The 16,406-nt window shown below is 60.7% G+C and carries 9 protein-coding genes; 2 read left to right on the forward strand and 7 right to left on the reverse strand.

From position 1 onward, the window contains the following. Positions 1–84: 84 nt before the first annotated feature. From JFT85_RS22015 to JFT85_RS22025, 3 genes are all read right to left on the reverse strand, one after another. Positions 85–5,028, reverse strand: a complete 4,944-nt coding sequence (locus JFT85_RS22015; protein WP_201230405.1) for a hemagglutinin repeat-containing protein — start codon at positions 5,026–5,028, stop codon at positions 85–87. 105 nt (positions 5,029–5,133) lie between these two features. After that, entirely contained in the window at positions 5,134–6,849 is a 1,716-nt protein-coding gene (locus JFT85_RS22020; RefSeq protein WP_073638171.1) for a ShlB/FhaC/HecB family hemolysin secretion/activation protein, read from the reverse strand. Positions 6,850–7,152: 303 nt separating this feature from the next. After that, a complete protein-coding gene (locus JFT85_RS22025) occupies positions 7,153–9,111 on the reverse strand; it encodes a hybrid sensor histidine kinase/response regulator (RefSeq protein ID WP_169875665.1) in 1,959 nt (652 codons plus the stop codon). Between the two features lie 430 nt (positions 9,112–9,541). On the opposite strand from JFT85_RS22025, the gene JFT85_RS22030 reads away from it, so the two are divergent. Beyond that, positions 9,542–11,119 (forward strand): lactate dehydrogenase, encoded by a 1,578-nt coding sequence (locus JFT85_RS22030; RefSeq protein WP_242486550.1) that lies wholly within the window; start codon positions 9,542–9,544, stop codon positions 11,117–11,119. A gap of 230 nt (positions 11,120–11,349) precedes the next feature. Continuing rightward, positions 11,350–12,408, forward strand: coding sequence for a quinolinate synthase NadA (gene nadA / locus JFT85_RS22035; RefSeq protein WP_053257742.1), 1,059 nt, complete (start codon positions 11,350–11,352; stop codon positions 12,406–12,408). A gap of 138 nt (positions 12,409–12,546) precedes the next feature. Here nadA and JFT85_RS22040 read toward each other — a convergent pair whose 3' ends face one another. The 4 genes from JFT85_RS22040 to JFT85_RS22055 form a co-directional block, all read right to left on the reverse strand. Further along, the gene (locus JFT85_RS22040; protein WP_053257741.1) at positions 12,547–13,035 is read right to left on the reverse strand and encodes an RDD family protein; all 489 of its coding nucleotides are present in this window, start codon (positions 13,033–13,035) and stop codon (positions 12,547–12,549) included. Positions 13,036–13,129: 94 nt separating this feature from the next. Then, on the reverse strand, positions 13,130–13,342 hold the full coding sequence (locus JFT85_RS22045) for a cold-shock protein (protein WP_017139143.1): 213 nt from the start codon (positions 13,340–13,342) through the stop codon (positions 13,130–13,132). Positions 13,343–13,733: 391 nt separating this feature from the next. Further along, complete coding sequence (gene gcvT / locus JFT85_RS22050; RefSeq protein WP_053257740.1) at positions 13,734–14,858, reverse strand: glycine cleavage system aminomethyltransferase GcvT; 1,125 nt, start codon at positions 14,856–14,858, stop codon at positions 13,734–13,736. Between the two features lie 39 nt (positions 14,859–14,897). Beyond that, on the reverse strand, positions 14,898–16,274 hold the full coding sequence (locus JFT85_RS22055) for an L-serine ammonia-lyase (protein ID WP_053257739.1): 1,377 nt from the start codon (positions 16,272–16,274) through the stop codon (positions 14,898–14,900). Positions 16,275–16,406: the final 132 nt, after the last annotated feature.

Here is a 16,406-nt window from a genome sequence, read left to right on the forward strand (position 1 = left end):
GACGGTTTGGGTTTATGAAGAAACATTTAGAAATGATTGCCCCGGTGGAAATCGACTGACTCGTTTCCACCGGGGCATGACTGCTTAGTTGATCTCCTGATCAATTCCCGCCTGCCATTGCTGGCTGTCACTGTGCCCGCCTACCCGCAGCGGCCCGAGGTTGAAGGCTTGATCCTGACGGGTCGCGTCGTCCTGTTTCTGGGTTAATTCGTCCTTGGCGCCCAACACCAGGTTGACCGGCGATTTTGAAACGTTCAGCCCGACATCGACGCGATAATCGCTGCCTGCCAACGTCGTGGCCTTCACCTCGGAACCGCCCAGCTCGACGGTGCCCCCCTGCGCGCTGATCCGTGCGCCGGTCAGATGCGTTGCACCGCTTACCTGCAGATTGACGCCCTGAGTACCCTGGATGCCAGACGCTTGAGTAACGCTGTCTTTGGCGACACGGCTGACATCCAGGTTCAAGGTCGGGGTGTAGCTGGTTTTACCGCTCTTGTCACCGAACAGCACGCTTTCTGCGGTATCCGCCACCGAGCTGCCGGTGGTGTGCTTGCCGCTGACGGCAAGGTTGTCACTGGTTTTTGGCCAAACCTTATCCTTGAGGTTTGACAGGTGAGTGCCCAACGCATCCTTCTTGTCCGCGAGGTACGTCCTGGCCTTGTCGACGCGGGTACCGAAGGCGCCACGCGGCTCCGGGTTCACCTCATAGCTGGCGCTGCGGGTGAGTTTCTCGCCCAGGCGCTCCTTGGCGCTGGCCAGGTTTTCCTTGGCCGAAGCGAGGTGTTCGGTGCCCTTGTCGACAGCGTTCTCGAGCTTTTCACGGTGCTTGTCGAAGGCGCCCTCGGCCTTGGCTTGCACTTTGTCCTTGAGCGGGCCGGTGGTTTTGGCCAGTTTGTTGACCACGCCGGGCTGGTTTTTCTCGACGTCGAGCTTGGCATCGACGTTGACCTGGGTGCTGCTGATGTGGTCCTGGCGACTTTCAACCACCAAGTCCCCGCCCACCTTGCCGCTCACCTGATCCGCTTCGATCCGTGCGCCAGCCAGGTGGGTATCGCGGGCACTGTTGAGCGTTACGCTGTCTGCCTTGATCAGGCTGTCGCGCTGCGCAGTGCTTTGCAGGTGATCCACGTCGACCTTGGCCCGGGCATTGATGCCAAGTTGGGTCTTGGGTGTGTCGTGCTCCCCGGCATCGGCCAGGGTGGTCTTGCCGCCACTGCCGCCCGCGCCGAGGGTGACGCCCCAGCTGTCATGGGCCTGAGTGGACTGCGCCGACTCTTGCAGGATGCCGCCTTGTTGCGCGTCGAGTTTGACGCTGGCAGCGGTGACCTGTGTGCCTTGCAAGTGGATGGCATCCTTCGCATCCGCGCCGCTGGCGAGGCTGACCTTGCCGTTGCTGTGCAACTGCCCAACGACGGCGGCCTGATCGTTTTCGGCGACCTTGCCGATGTTGAAGTTGGCGCTCAGGCTGCCGGTCTTGCCGCTGCTTTCGGCACTGCTGGTCTTGCCGGCACCGACGGTCAGGCCGCCGCCCAGGTTGCTGCCGTTACTGACGTGGGTATCGGTTGCCGCTTGCAGGTCCAGCTTGCCGCCGGAAGTCAGGCTGATATCGCCGGTGTTGGCGGTGCGGCTACCGACCTGAGTGCCTTGCAGGGTCATGTCGCCGCCGCTGCTGAGCGCGATGGGCCCGCTGCCCTGAAGCGTCGCGACACGCGCCTGGCTGTCGCGGGTGTCCAGTTGCTTATGGTCCAACTGTGCACCGGCACCGAGGTTGACGTTTGTGCCGTTCGCGCCGGGCGCCGTGCCCACGGTCAATGAACCATTGCCGCGCAGACTGCTGCGGGTGTCGCTCTGGGTATCGTTGGCCTGATTGAGCGCCAACTCACCCCCCGCCTTGAGGTGGATGCCTGCCTGGCCACCGTTGAACTGGCTGCCCTCATAACCTGCATCGCCCTTGGCCTGGAAGTTCACGCCTTGGGTGGCGGCGTAACTGCCGACCACCGCCGTGCTGGCGGTTTGGCGCACGTCGCTGCTGCCGCCCGTGCCGCTGCCACGTACGTTGAGGTCTTCACCGGTGTTGGTGTAGACCCGCACGCCCGCCTTGGCGTCCACGCCTTGCTCGCTGCTGCTGTGGGTGTTGGCCGCCGCCGTGGCGAGATGCTCGCCGGCAGCGATCTTCAGGCCGCCATCGGTGGCGCGGTATTGACTGCCTGCATCCTGCAACGTGCCAGCGACATTGACCTGCACCGTGGCACCACTGAACTGGCTGACCACCGCCGTGCTGTCCTGCTGTGTGCGACTTTTTTTGGTATGACCGACCTCCACATCCAACCCGACATTGGGTTGCTCGAAGGCATCGAGCAAACCTGGCTGATGGAATTTGGCTTGGGCCATGCCTTCGAGCGCTTTTTCGATTGGCCGGGTGACGCCTTTGTATTCGACATTGGCGCCGACATCGGCGGTCCAACCATTCTCCTTGTGGGTGCTGGTCTCGCTGTTATGCGTCGCCTGGTTATCGACCTGACCCGCATTGACCTGTAACTCGCCACCCGCCTGGACCTGCGCGCCCTGGCTGGTGAGGGTGTTGCCGGCGTTGAGGGTCAGTTTGCCGGCCGCCGCGACGTGGCTGGTTTGTGCGGTGGTGGTACTGCGGGTGTCGTGACTGTTCTGGTGGCTGAACTGCGCGCCGTTGCCAGCGCGGTCAAGGCCTGCGGTGTAATAGACGCCGCCGCCGGTGGTGGTTTTGTCAGTGTCGCTGTGACTGCTGTCATGGGCCGACAGCAGTTCGACGTTTTTGCCGCTCAAGGTCGCATCGCCCTCGGTGGCCTTGAGGTCGGAGCCCTTGAAGCTTACGTCGCCACCGGCCGTGACGGCCACGCTGCCGCCGCTGAGGCTGGACGCCTGCTGTTGCGTGGTGTCGGTCTTGTTGGTGTGCTGCTGGTCTTCGTAGCTCACGCCCGCGCGGTACTGGCGGGTGCCATCGGCGGTTTCCCTGGCGTAGCCCTCGAAGCCTCGGGTGTGGGTGCTGGTGGTGTTGTGGAAGGTGTTTTCAGCAGCAGTGACCTTGATATCACCCTTGGCATCCGCCTGCAGTTCACCGGTGGCGGACACCTGTGAGCCGCTGACGTGGATGTCCTTGGCGCTTTGCAGCTTGAGGTTGCTGTCCGAGCGCAGGTTGCTGGCAACCACGGTACTGTCCTTGAGGTTCTGGCGGCTTTCATCCTTGGCGATGCCGAAGAATTTGCTGTCCTTGCTGTAGCTATTGTCGTGGGACGTGTCTTGTACGCCGTCGATCACCAGCGAACCTTTGTCGCTGATCACGCTGGCCTGTTTGCCGCCACGGGCCTGGCTGCCGCTGATGCGCACCTCATCCGCCTGGACGATCAGCTTGCCGTCGGCGTTGACCTTGCTGCCGGTATTCAAGGTGTTGCCTTTATCCCCATCGCCGTTTTTGCCGAAGAAGCTGCCACCTGTCAGGTCGCCGGAGTACGCCGTATGACTGCTGCGCTGAGTGCGGCTGGCGCTGCTGATATCCACTTGGCGGGCGGCCAGTTGGAGGTCACCCGGTGTGTTCAGCTCGGCGCCCTGCAGGTGCAGTTGCTGCTGGCTGGTCAGCTCCAGGGTCTTGCCGGCCTTGAGGCTGCTGGTGATGCTGCGCTGTTCGCTGCTGGAGGTGTCCCAGTTGGCTTTCCACAGGTGCTTGCGATGATTGCCCTGATCGCGGGTTTCGTGGGTTTCGGTGGCTGCGAGCACCTGAAGGTCGGCGCCGCTATTGACGTGCAGACCGGCCCCGGCTTCCACGTTGCTGGCCTTGATCTCGGTTTTGGCGCCGGACGACAGTGCTGCGTCCTGTTGCGCGACCACCTTGTTGCCGTGCTGGCGCGCGTCCTGGTCAGTGGTGGTGCGGTCATAGGTTTCGTAGGTGAACAGGAAGTTGCTGTTGTCCCATTGCTCACGTTTTTCCTGGAGCTTGCGGCTTTCCAGGCTGCCAAGTGTCAGGTTGCGGCCGGCGTCGAGTTTGACGTTGCGCGCGCTGACGTCGGTGGCGGCGAGGCTCAGGTCCTTGGCGCTGTGCACGTCGACATCGCCCTGGCGGCTGTGCACGCTGGCGCGGGTCGCGTCGAGGCTGTTGGCGTGGACCTGGCCGCTGATATCGAGGTCGCCGGCCGAACTGATCTTGACCCCGTCACGCCCCTGCACGTTTACGGCACCCACGCGCACGCCGGCGCCATCGGCGGTGCTGATGATGTTGATGCGCCCGGCCTGCATCGCCCCGAACAGACGGGCGTCGATACGCTGCTCCTGGGTTTTGCTGGCTGGGTCTACCTGGCGCACCTGGCCGCTGGCGTAGTCGACTTGGTTGCGGCCGACGGTGAGGTTCAATTGATCACGCGCACTCAGGTGACCGTCGCTGTCGATGCGCGGCGCGATCAGGTTGATTGAACCTTCGCGGTTGTGCAGGCCCTGGCCTTGTACCGTGAGTTGGCCGCGCGCATCGCGGGTGTTCAAGGCTTGCAGCTTGCCGTCGTTAAGTTCAGGGCGGCCCACCACCAGGCTGGCATTCGGGGTGTTGATAAAACTGCCGCCGTTGACAGAGATGCCATTAGGGTTCGCCAGCACATAGTCGGCCGACCGGCCAAAAATCTCCTGGGCGCCGTTGACGGTTGAGGCGTTGCGGCTGATCACTTCGTTAAGAATCACGCTCGCCGCCTGGCCCTGGAACTGCGGGTTGGCTGCCAACTGCCCGGCGAGCTGGGATTGACCGGCCTGCAAGGCGTTGTTCAGCACAACGCCCTGGCGGTCGACGTTGTAGTCCAGAAACTGGTTGTGGGACAGGCCGCCAGCATTCGGCGCGACGATGTTGATGATGGGCACGCCACCCTGGTTTTGCAGTTGCGGTGTACCGCCGGGCCCTTCGACCACGGTCAACCCAGCGGCCAGCGCCAGTTGTGGCAGCAGAAACAGGCTGGCGATGGCCCAGCGCAGTTTGCCTTGAGGTGAAAGGTGAAACGGATGTGTGTCTGTCGGCATAAATAATTTCGCTCTGTGTTGGCTGATCCGCGACGTGCGTTGTTCGTTGCAACGCTGCTGTGGTGGTCAGGAATTGCGGTTATTTCAGGCTAAACAGATATCGGCTCATAGTTGCAGGCTCAGGCGCGTCAGCCATACATCCGGCTCCTGGGCAAAACCTGCGGGGGTGTTGAGGTTGTGTTGGTAATCGACATCAAGCTGCACGTTCTTCCAGCTCAGGTTGAGCCCGGCACTGGCCGCGCTCAGGCGTTGGCTTTGGGCACCGTGTTCGCGCTTGACCCAGCCGTTGTCCAGGCCCAGGCGTGGCGTGATCTTGACCGCGAGGTCGCTGTTGAGCGGCAAGCGCAGGGTATTGCGCCATACCGCGCCGATCGCACCCGACGCGCTGTTGTCGCGATAGCCACGCACGGCTGAGTCGTCGGTACCGAGCAGTTGTTCGATGGCGGGCAGCGTGTCCGGGCTGTATTGCGCCGACAGCTGGCTCTGCCACTGCCACGGCTGCCCCAGCCATTGGCCGTTGCGCCATTGAGTCAGGTTGGCGCGGTACTTGTGGAATTGCGCCTGGGGCAGGTTTTTCTGTACGTGGTCGGCATCGCGATCGGCGCCGAACCAGGTCAGGCCTTGGGCGTAATTGACGTCGAGGTTCCACACCGCACTGTTGAGCCAGAACAGATTTACGCCGGCCTCGGCCACCGTCAGCGTTGGGCTCTGGATGCCCAGGCGAACCTTTTGCAGATAGCTGTCGACGTCCTTGTAGGCCAGTTGCAGGTTGGCGCTGAGTTGATGGCCTTGGTCGCGCCATAACACCCGATCGGTGCGCACGCTGACCTGATCGGTGCGGCCGCTGTTATAAAACGTCGCGCTGCTGAGCGTGAAGGGCGAGCGGTATTCGGCGTGGCTGGCGAACAGGCTGTAGGTCCAGTAGCCGTAAGGGATGGAATAAAACAGGCTGTTGCTGCGGCTGTAGCGCGGGCCGTGGTTGAGCGTGTCGCTGAAACTCAGGTTGAGCGAATCGTTGAGTTCCAACGGGCTGTCCAGGCTCAGGCTGATGGCATTGCGATCACGGCCGGTGCCGGCGCTGCCGAGGTTGTCCACCCCAAGCCCCAACCCCCAGCGCGAGGCCGTGCTGCGCGAGTGCAAGATGATTCGCGACGCACCAGGTTCGCTGCCAGGTGCGATGTCGGCGGTGAGGTCCACCGAGCGCAGGCGATTGAGCTGGTCCAGGCCTTGCTCCAGGTCGCGCAGGTTCAGCGGCTTGCCGAGCATCCCGGGAAACGCTCCGCGTAACGACACCGGCAGGCTCTGGTCAGTCAATTCGATGGCTTCGACATAGCCTTCTTCGACGTGAATATCCAACGGGTGCCCAGCCGCCGGCGTGCTGATCAGGTACGGACGGCTGGCGATGTAGCCGGCCTCAACGTACAGGCGGGTAATCTCGGCCAGCAGGCGGTTGATCTGGGTGACGCCCATGCAGGCGGCCACGTAGGGTTTGATGTGTGTGCTCAGCTCAGCATTGCTGAACAAGGTCACACCGGCCACGCGTGTACCGCTCAAGAGCCAGCAGCGTTCGTCGTGGCCGCCGCCCTCAGGCACGGTTGGCGTCGCCGGTTGCGCGCCGAAACTGCCTCTTTGTAGCTGCCGCTGGCGCTGCTCCAGTTGTAATTGTTGCAAGTCGCGCTGCTGCTGTTGCTGCAAACGCAGGGCTTCCTGACCGAGCTGCGGCCCCTCGGCGCCGGCCGCCGGCAGCGCACACAGGCAGAGCAGGGCGGCGCCTAGTTTCTGAATACAACAAAGACGCTTGGTTGAGGGCTGATTCGGCACTCGACATCCTTAACGTAGAAATCCACACGATTCATGCCCATCGAGCCAAGCCATGCACTCGGGAGGGGGCTTGCCGCACTTGAGTCATCAATAAACGGTTTGTTACATCGGCTGTAGGATTTATTACGTAAAACGTGAGGAATGCCGCGTTATTCAGCAAAAAAATGCACAAAGGTGGTGCGCAGGTGCCCTGTGGGCACCTGTTGAGGGTTGTTTTTGCGGGGGTTTGCGTATTAACGGATGGGGGCGGGTTTTCTGATTGTTGCGTAATAACCGTTTAATCGGCGTGTTTATACAAGCGGGTCAGCCTGGAGAAATCAGATTCAGGCGGCTCTTGACGACTTTGTGCAGTTGCACTGCCAACGCTTCGGTGGAGTAGGGTTTTTGCATCAGCACAAAGCGCTGCCCTTCTTCCTGGGCGATGCGCGCGTATTCGTCGTTGTAGCCGGTGGTCAGCACCACGGGCAGCCACGGGTAGAGGGCTTCGATCGCGTCGAGCAACTCCAGCCCGCTCATGCCTGGCATCGAGATGTCGGAAAACACCACCTGGAAGCTCTCCGGGTTGGGCGCCAGGGCGTCGAGTGCACTGCTGGCGTCGGGCACCCATAGCACTTTAAAACCCATTTGCTCCAGGGTCTGCGAGGTGTAGAGACCGACATCGGTGTTGTCTTCGACCATCAGCACGCACAGGTTGGAGGCAATCGGGTCGCTTTGGTGTTCCGAGATGGCTGTCGTCACACCGGCTTCGACTTCCGGCAAGTACAAAACGAACTGGCTGCCCTTGCCGCATTCGCTCTTCACCAGGATTTCACCGCCCGATTGTTTGGCAAAACCGTACACCTGCGACAACCCCAGGCCGGTGCCCTGGCCGATACCCTTGGTGGTGTAGAACGGTTCGAAAATGGCGTCGAGCTTTTCCGGCGCAATGCCTGAACCGGTGTCACTTAATTCGATGGTCACGTAGTCGGCGACGCGCACTGGATGGGCCCGCACTGAAGGCAGCCAGTTGGCCGTGGCCACTTTGATCGCCAAGTCGCCAGTGCCGGCCATGGCATCCCGTGCGTTGACCACCATATTCACCAGAGCGGTATCGAACTGGCTTTCGTCGGCGTTGATAAAGCACGGTTTCTGCGGCACCTCGATGGTGACCTTGATGCGCGAACCGGTCAGGCTGTCCATCATTTCGCCCACCCGCAATACGCTGTCGCCAACGTTGAAGACTTCCGGGCGCAGGGCCTGGCGGCGGGCGAATGTCAGCAATTGCGCGGTCAGACGGGCAGCACGGTCCACGGTACTGGCGATGGCTTCCACATACTTCATGCGCCGTACTTCGCTTAGCGAAGGCGTTTTGAGCAAGTCAGCACAGGACTTGATCACTGTCAGCAGGTTATTGAAGTCGTGTGCGACGCCGCCGGTGAGTTGGCCAATCGCTTCCAGTTTCTGCGATTGACGCAGGGCGTCTTCCGACAAACGCAAGGCTTCCTTGGCTTCTTCCTCGGCCTGGATATCACGGCCCACCGCGTGGATGTAGTCGCTGTCGGGCACGGCGGTCCAGGCGATCATGCGGTAGCTGCCATCCTGGTGGCGGTAACGATTCTTGAAGTTGGGAAAGTTCTTGCCATCCCCCAGGCGGCTGACCGCCGATGACGAGACGGCCAGGTCGTCCGGGTGCACCAGGGCCAGCAACTGACTGCCCACCAGGTCGTGTTCGGTATGGCCGAGCATGCGTGTCCAGGCCGGGTTGACGGCAGAGATCACACCGTCGAGCTGAGCAACCAGCATCAAGTCCGGCGACAGACGCCAGATACGGTCACGATCACGGGTACGCTCCACCACCCGCTGCTCCAGCGACTCATTGAGTTTACGCAGCGACTCTTCGGCTTCACGCAGGGCGGTGATATCACGGGACACGCAGAGGATTTGCTCCGGTCGGCCATTACCGTCCAGGATCGGACTGACCTGCACATGCCACCACTTCAGGTTGCCGGCCAAGGTTTGCGCAGGCCCGATAAAGCTCGCGCTTTCACCGTTTTGGGCGGCCTGCACGGCGGCCTTGGCGTCCAGGTTTCCCTGTTCCTGCCAGAAGTCGGGCCAGGGGCAGCCGCGGATGCTGTTGAAGTCACTGACTTCCATGATTTTCTGACCACCTTCGCTCATGAAGGTGAGGCGGGCGTCGAGGTCCAGGACTTTGATGCAATCGTTGATGCTGGCCAGTACGCGCTCGGTGAACGCTTCATTTCTACCCAAGCCAGTCGCGGCCAGCTCGCTTGCGCCGCCTGTGAGGGGATCGGGCGTGTGACTTGTCTCGGGGCCCATCCCGACGGTGCTATTCATTTGGATCTGACCGAATATGTTGAATGGACTTTATCATGTCATTACGATAACTATCTCACCAGCGAGTTCAGCGTAATTGCACCGGCACGTGCACAATAAACCGTTGGCGGGCTTGAAAAACCAACCTATCAAGGTTCGCCAGACCCAACCCGCATTAACACCGACTTACGATGCCTGGCATGAAGACAAAGCCAATGGTTTTGGTGGTTCGGTGACTTACCGGTTCTGACTTGCGCAATACGGCAAAAAGCCAGTTTTTTGGCAGCACGCGTTGGTCATCATTTTGGCTTCAATGCTGTCAATCCCGTCACGTGTTGGTTAAATTGAAAGCTACTCAGCTTTCAAGACACGGACTGTCATGACGACGCTAACGCCTATCATCGCTACCCATCCCCTCATCGTTCGCGCGCCCGCGACGCCTTTGCCGGTCGCCGTGGCGAATACCGTCGATGTCTCACCGGTTCGGCCGTCTTCGCTGGTCAGTCTCGGTAGTCCTGCGGCCGATGTCGTCGATATCTACTCTCGAGACGGGCAGTTGCCCGGCCAGGAAACGCTGCGGGCCTGGGAAAACAGCAGCCAGGATGCCGTTACCAACGCCATCAACAGCCGCTTTAATTCGATCTCCACGGCGAGTCGCTACAGCGGCCTGGGCGCGGCGTTGGTGGATCAATTTACCCAGGGCGGCGGCGTCGGTATTTCACAGTCCGTGCTCAATACAACGGCAGCCCGGGCCGGGGATGCCGGCGCGATCAAGACCGACCAGACGCTGCTGCACAACAAGGCCGACAACCAGGTCAGCCTGAGCATCAAGACCACCAGCGGCAAGACCGTCACCTTCAGCCTGTCCAGCCAGAAGGATGGCTTGGGCGTGCAGGCCACCGTAGAGGGCGGCGACTTGACGGCTGATGAACTCAAGGCCGTCGGCCAATTGGGCAGTGCCTTCCAAGCCTCGGTGGACGGGCTGACCGCCGTGCCGCCCAAGCTCGACCTGGGCAAGTTGACCCAGTTTGATACCCAGGTGCTGGCTTCCGTCGACCTCAATGCCAGCCTCAAGGCCCTTGATGGCAAGGACGTTAGCCTGGCTTTCCACGCCGACAGTCAGAGCCGTACCACGCGCATGAGTGGCCCGGCCGGTAACATTGACCTGGCCGTCGACCTCAAAAACGCGGCAATCCTCGGCGATGCCAAACAGCAAGCCAAGGCGCTGAAAACCTACCTGGCCCAATTTGACCGGGTGGCGCAACGCGGCAGTGCGGATGCGGACCTGATGGCGATGTTCAAGGATGCGTTCAGCGCCATGAACAGCAACTATCCACAAGGCGTTACCGCTCCAGTCGCCCTGAGCAACAACCCCAGCGACAAAGGCCTGTTGACTGGCCTGGCTGATTTCAAAGCTTCGATCAAACAGTCTGTGGACGCTAGCAACCCAATGCGCCCGTCGGAAGTCGACAGTTTTTCCTACACCGTGTCGCAGAAGACCCAGGTCAACGGTCGCAGTAGCGCAGATCGCAGTGTTACCCAGCACCAGCAGTCGGCGCTTTCTGCGAGTTTCCACACAAGCCTCAATGGCGGTAAACCACCGGTTTTGGACGGCAACCGTGAATCGCAGAATTACCTGTATGTGCAAGTGCAGGACAAGGCCAGCAGTACGGCAAGCTTCGCCTATAAAGACGGCCAACTGGCCAGCGCGTCAGTCTCGCAGACGGCTGTACAGAGCACCCATACGCAGAAGTATGTGATGGCCAAGCTGGTTGAGGACACGGTGGTGCCGAAGGAGGGCGCATCCAAGCGCGATTACCTGGCGCTGCTTGAGCACGCGGCCCAGGCAAGCAAAAAATCCAAGGATGCGCTGGAGCAGTCAACGCTAAAGGATGCGTTGGCGAGCATGCATGACTCGGTGATGCTGCAGCAAGACCCTGCCGCACTGCAGCGCTGACACCGGTTGGAAAACGGGAAACCCCTGCGTTGGGTTTCCCGTTTTTTTTGCCCGACAGACGCACCCGGGAATGCCAGATTAGGCTTTTGAATCCATTCGATATTCTGTAGCCTTGCGCAGCTTCACCCGTGCTTGATGAACACAATCACTTCGTCCGGCGGCGCCCGAAGGGCTCCAGAGCCGGTGGTACACTCGACTTTCGCGCAACTGCGCTTGCAGGTCTTGCGAACATGACGCAAATTTCCGAACGCCTACTGGTTCAAGCTCACCTCGACGCCAAGCAGCCCAAGGCCCTCAGCGCCGAAGAAGAGGCGAGCCTGCGTGTCGCCATCGCCGCCGAGCTCAAGGCTCAAGACGCGGTGCTGGTTGCCCACTTTTATTGCGACCCGGTGATTCAGGCCCTGGCCGAAGAAACCGGCGGCTGTGTCTCCGACTCCCTGGAAATGGCCCGCTTCGGCGCTGCCCACCCGGCCAAGACCGTGTTGGTTGCCGGTGTGCGTTTCATGGGCGAGACCGCCAAAATCCTCACCCCCGAAAAACGCATCCTCATGCCCACCCTGGAAGCCACGTGCTCGCTGGACCTGGGTTGCCCGGTGGAGGAGTTCTCGGCGTTCTGCGACCAGCATCCCGAGCGCACCGTGGTGGTTTACGCCAACACCTCGGCGGCGGTCAAAGCCCGGGCGGATTGGGTCGTGACCTCCAGCTGCGCACTGGAAATCGTCGAAAGCCTGATGGACAACGGCGAAACGATTATCTGGGGCCCGGACAAGCACCTGGGCACCTACATCCAGCGCCAGACCGGTGCGGATATGTTGCTGTGGGACGGGGCGTGCATCGTCCACGAGGAGTTCAAGTCCAAGCAGCTTGAAGACATGAAGGCACTCTACCCGGACGCGGCGATTCTGGTGCACCCAGAGTCGCCGACCTCGGTGATCGAGCTGGCGGACGCGGTGGGCTCCACCAGCCAACTGATTGCCGCCGCACAGCGTTTGCCGAACAAGACGTTCATCGTGGCGACCGACCGCGGCATCTTCTACAAGATGCAGCAGTTGTGCCCGGATAAAGTCTTCATTGAGGCGCCTACTGCCGGCAACGGCGCGGCGTGCCGCAGTTGCGCGCATTGCCCGTGGATGGCGATGAACACGCTGGAGCGCACGCTGCAGTGCCTGCGTGAGGGCAGTAACGAGATCTTCGTTGAGCCGTCAGTGATCCCGCATGCCGTGCGCCCGCTCAAGCGCATGCTGGATTTCACCCAGGCTGCGCGCTTGAAGCTCGCCGGCAACGCCTGACCCAAGCTGTAAATACGGTCAAAATTGTGGGAGCGGGCTTGCTCGCGAATGCGGTAGTTCAGACACCAGATATATCAACTGACACTGCGCATTCGCGAGCAAGCCCGCTCCCACATTTGAACCTCCACTATTCAGCGTTTATTTCTTCTGCTTCGGAATCCGCACCAGTTGGGTATCCGAATAAATGTCATGCCAGCTGCGTTTCTGTTTATCAAACAGCGACCAGATAAACCCCAGCCCCACACACAACCATGACGCAATCGACACCACGAACCGCAGCAGCGCTTGCCACAGGCTGATCCGCGAACCGTCAGCGTTCTGCACGCGCACGCCCCACACTTGCATGCCCAGGGTCTGCCCTGAATAAGTCCAGAACATGGCGAAAAAACCAAACAGCACAAAAAACAGAATCGTTGACAGCAGCGGGTCGCCGTCCAGCGCGCCGGACTCGGTGAGCGTGCGCATCCTGGCTTCGCCGATAAACGCCATCCACACCAGCTTGTAGATAAACGCGGTGACGATCAGCAGCGCGGTGCACAACAGGAAGTCATAGAACATCGCTGCCAGACGACGGCCCAGGCCAACGGCGGGGAATTCGCCTTGGGGGCTCAACAAAGGTTTGGGCATGGCCGTCTCTCTTGAGAAAAAAGCCATTTTACGAGCAAACGCACATAAAAAAGCCCCTGATGTCACCATCAGGGGCTTTTTGTCGCAGTAAGGATCAGCCTTCTGCTTGTACTTCGTCAGCCTGCATGCCTTTCTGGCCTTGCACGGCGATGAAAGACACTTTCTGGCCTTCTTTCAGGCTCTTGAAGCCATTGCCCTGAATAGCGCGGAAATGCACGAACAGATCCGGACCGCTTTCTGGAGTGATAAAACCAAACCCTTTCTCGTCGTTAAACCACTTGACGGTACCGCTCTGACGATTCGACATTTCTTATTTCCTTTGACGCTAAAAATTAATGACAGCCCCTTTCACATGAAAGAGTACTGGGCTGGGTTGCAGGAAAGTAAGAGACGTCGAACGGGTTGTAGCAAACTTATGGCTACTGCCCAGGTCCAGGTTCAAAGCGACCCATGCAAACACAGTGGCTAAACTCTACGTCAACTAATATGGAAAAAACAAGCCCCGGAGAATCCCCAGGTTTTGCTCGGCCATATGACACTTCGTTGACTAAAAGTGGATCCCACATATTCGATAGCGTTGCTCACTTGTTATAGGTTTGCGCCTATTAAAATGACTATCGTCAATGCACTCTTTTATGGCGGTTGCGTTACAAATTAGTGCGCGTTAACGCAACCGCGTTACTTATAGGAACAGTCAATCAGCCGCGGAAGTAACGTTGCGGTACAAATGGCATTTTACTTACACGCAGCGGCACCTTTTTCCCACGTACCAACGCAGACACTTCGGTGTCCAGTGCAATAAATGCGCTGTCCAGGTAACCCATGGCAAGCGGGCCGCCCAGCGTCGGGCCAAAGCCACCGCTGCACACGCTGCCGATCACGGTGCCGTGCTCATCGACGATTTCGGCGCCTTCACGCACGGGCGTACGTTCCTGTGGCAGCAGGCCGACACGCTTGCGGCTCACACCGGCTTGCTGTTGGCTGAAAATGCGCTCGGCACCCGGGAAGCCACCGGCACGTGCGCCGTCGGCACGGCGGGCCTTGGAGATCGCCCACAGCAGGCTGGCTTCGATGGGGGTGGTGTCGGTGTTCATGTCGTGGCCGTACAGGCACAGGCCAGCTTCCAGGCGCAGCGAGTCGCGGGCGCCCAGGCCGATGGCGTGTACTTCGGCTTCGGCCAGCAGGCTGCGCGCAAGGCTTTCGGCGTTGGCGGCCGGCACCGAGATTTCAAACCCGTCTTCGCCCGTGTAACCGGAGCGGCTGACGTAGCAGTCCACGCCCAACAGGCGCAGGCTGGCGAACTGCATGAACGTCATCTTGGTCACTTCAGGTGCCAGGCGCGCCAAGACTTTCACGGCCGCCGGGCCTTGCAGGGCCAGCAAGGCGCGCTCTTCGAACAGTGGCTCAATGCTGCACTGGTCGCCGATATGTTGGCGCAGGTGCGCCAGGTCCTGATCCTTGCAGGCGGCGTTGACCACCAGGAACAGTTCGTCGTTACCCAGGTTGGCCACCATCAGGTCGTCGAGAATGCCGCCCTGGTCATTGGTGAACATGGCGTAGCGCTGCATGCCGACCGGCAGGTCGATGATGTCGACGGGTACCAGCGTTTCCAGGGCTTTGGCGGCATTGGCGCCGGTCAGGCGGATCTGGCCCATGTGGGACACGTCGAACAACCCGGCGTGTTCACGGGTGTGCAGGTGTTCCTTCATCACGCCCAGCGGGTATTGCACCGGCATGTCGTAGCCGGCGAAGGGCACCATGCGCGCGCCCAGTTCGAGGTGCAGGGCGTGCAATGGGGTTTTCAACAGGGTTTCGGTGGACATGTTCAGCTCCTGAAAAACGTGCGGACGCGCTTGTAGGCGTCAGCACTCGATAATGTTGACCGCCAAACCGCCACGGGCGGTTTCCTTGTATTTACTTTTCATATCGGCGCCGGTCTGGCGCATGGTGCGGATGACTTTATCCAGCGAGACGAAGTGCTGCCCATCACCGCGCAAAGCCATACGCACCGCATTGATCGCCTTGACCGAGCCCATGGCATTGCGCTCGATGCACGGCACCTGCACCAGCCCGCCAATCGGGTCGCAGGTCAGGCCGAGGTTGTGCTCCATGCCGATCTCGGCGGCGTTTTCCACTTGGGACACGCTGCCGCCCAGCACTTCGCACAGCGCGCCGGCTGCCATCGAGCAGGCCACGCCGACTTCACCCTGGCAGCCGACTTCGGCCCCGGAGATCGAGGCGTTTTCCTTGTACAAAATGCCGATGGCGGCGGCGGTGAGCAGAAAACGCACCACGCCGTCCTCGTTCGCGCCGGGGATAAAACGCATGTAGTAATGCAACACGGCCGGCACAATCCCGGCGGCGCCGTTGGTGGGCGCGGTCACTACGCGGCCGCCATTGGCGTTTTCTTCGTTGACCGCCAGCGCGTACAGATTGACCCAGTCCAGCACCGACAGCGGGTCACGCAGCGCCGATTCCGGGTTCTTGCACAGCTGGCGATGCAGGGCAGCGGCGCGGCGCTTGACCTTCAAACCACCGGGCAAAATCCCTTCGTTGCGACAGCCGGCGTCGACGCAGTCCTGCATCACTTGCCAGATTTTCAATAGACCGGCGCGGGTTTCCGCTTCCGGGCGCCAGGCACTTTCATTGGTCAGCATTACCTGGCTGATCGACAGCCCGTAGGTAGCGCAATGCCCCAGCAAGTCTTTGGCGTGCTTGAACGGAAAGGTCAGCGGCGTGGTGTCTTCGACAATCCGGTCGGCGCCGGCGGCATCTTCATCGACGACAAAACCGCCGCCGACCGAGTAGTACTCGCGGCTGCGAATCTGGATGCCCGCCGCATCGAAGGCACGAAAAATCATGCCATTGGGATGGTAGGCGAGGGGTTTGCGAATCATCGCCAGGTGTTCTTTCTCGTTGAACGCAATGCGGTGTTCGCCAAGCAGGTTCAAGCGACCGTCGCTGCGCATTTGCGCGAGGCGTGCAGCCACGGTTTCAGTATTGACGGTGTCCGGGTGTTCGCCTTCCAGGCCCAGCAGCACGGCCTTGTCACTGCCGTGGCCTTTACCGGTGGCGCCCAGCGATCCATAGAGTTCCACCTTGATGCCGGTGGTGGCGCTCAGCAGGTTGTCGCGCTTGAGGCCTTCGACGAATCGGGCCGCAGCGCGCATCGGGCCGACCGTGTGGGAGCTGGAGGGGCCGATGCCAATCTTGAACAGGTCGAACACGCTAAGGGACATGGTTGTTCTCCGGTTTCTTATTATTTATCGGATGAACGCGGTCACATGTGGGCGCCGGCTTGCTCGCGAAAGCGGAGTGTCAGTTGATGCATCCAGTGACTGATCCCCCGCATTCGCGAGCAAGCCCGCTCC

This window comes from Pseudomonas sp. TH04 (genome assembly GCF_016651355.1).
Lineage (GTDB): Bacteria > Pseudomonadota > Gammaproteobacteria > Pseudomonadales > Pseudomonadaceae > Aquipseudomonas > Aquipseudomonas fluorescens.

Coding starts and splice junctions, on each gene's coding strand:
- JFT85_RS22015 (WP_201230405.1), bottom strand. CDS start 5,028: ATGCCGACAGACACACATCCGTTTCACCTTTCACCTCAAGGCAAACTG.
- nadA (WP_053257742.1), top strand. CDS start 11,350: ATGACGCAAATTTCCGAACGCCTACTGGTTCAAGCTCACCTCGACGCC.
- gcvT (WP_053257740.1), bottom strand. CDS start 14,858: ATGTCCACCGAAACCCTGTTGAAAACCCCATTGCACGCCCTGCACCTC.
- JFT85_RS22040 (WP_053257741.1), bottom strand. CDS start 13,035: ATGCCCAAACCTTTGTTGAGCCCCCAAGGCGAATTCCCCGCCGTTGGC.
- JFT85_RS22045 (WP_017139143.1), bottom strand. CDS start 13,342: ATGTCGAATCGTCAGAGCGGTACCGTCAAGTGGTTTAACGACGAGAAA.
- JFT85_RS22055 (WP_053257739.1), bottom strand. CDS start 16,274: ATGTCCCTTAGCGTGTTCGACCTGTTCAAGATTGGCATCGGCCCCTCC.
- JFT85_RS22030 (WP_242486550.1), top strand. CDS start 9,542: ATGACGACGCTAACGCCTATCATCGCTACCCATCCCCTCATCGTTCGC.